The organism is Arthrobacter sp. 2MCAF15, from assembly GCF_052115605.1.
Classification (GTDB): Bacteria; Actinomycetota; Actinomycetes; order Actinomycetales; family Micrococcaceae; genus Arthrobacter.
Genome location: NZ_JBFRGZ010000055.1, coordinates 1 through 825 on the forward strand (window position 1 = coordinate 1; position 825 = coordinate 825).

Consider the following 825-nt stretch of genomic DNA (forward strand, 5'->3'; position numbering starts at 1 on the left):
GCAGCGTCGGACGCCACAACGATAGGCTCAGTCAAGGCTCGTGGTCCTGTTCCTGGTTTGAATGCTAGACACACTCATCCCAGCAGGGCCACGGGCCCCTTCTTTATCTACGACACGGAGTCATTTCCCCACGAACCACGAAGAGCCGGCAACGGCTCACGCAGCAGGTCCATGGCCGACGGGGACGCACCATCGACCCGGTCTGGGCCAACCGGCGGCTGCTCCTGCGCGGCGGCGACACACTCTCGGACCGGGCACGGGACAGACTCAGCACCGTGTTCGCCGCCGACGACGCCACCGGGAAGCTGCAGGCCGCCTGGCTAGTGAAAGAGCAGCTCCGGACGCTGCTCGCCACCGGGTCTCTCGCCGACGCGGCCGCCGCGAAAGACCGCCTGCAGTCACTCGTCGAAGAAGCCGCGCAGCCGGAAACGAACCGGCTCTGGCGCACGATCTGCCGGTGGTGGAAGGAAATCGAAGTCCTCATCGTCACCGGCGCGACAACAGCGAAAGTAGAAGCAAACAACACAGCCATCAAACACATCAAACGAACAGGCCGGGGATTCACCAACCCACGCAACTACAAAACACGTATCCTGTTGCGCAGTGCCGCCAGAACAGCGGCATGAACATCCGTCACTGCAGAACATTCACCACGAACCGTGGAGAGCCCGTAAACGGGCTCTTCGTGGTTCGTGGGGAAATGACTCCGTGTCGTAGATAAAGAAGGGGCCCGTGGCCCTGCTGGGATGAGTGTGTCTAGCATTCAAACCAGGAACAGGACCACGAGCCTTGACTGAGCCTATCGTTGTGGCGTCCGACGCTGCC

Annotated in this window: 1 pseudogene; it reads left to right on the forward strand. The window is 61.8% G+C overall.

Annotation, left to right across the window (positions count from 1 at the left end):
- Positions 1 to 137: 137 nt before the first annotated feature.
- Positions 138 to 626, forward strand: a pseudogene (locus tag AB4089_RS22935) (ISL3 family transposase); the annotation flags it as partial.
- Between the last annotated feature and the right edge of the window lie 199 nt (positions 627 to 825).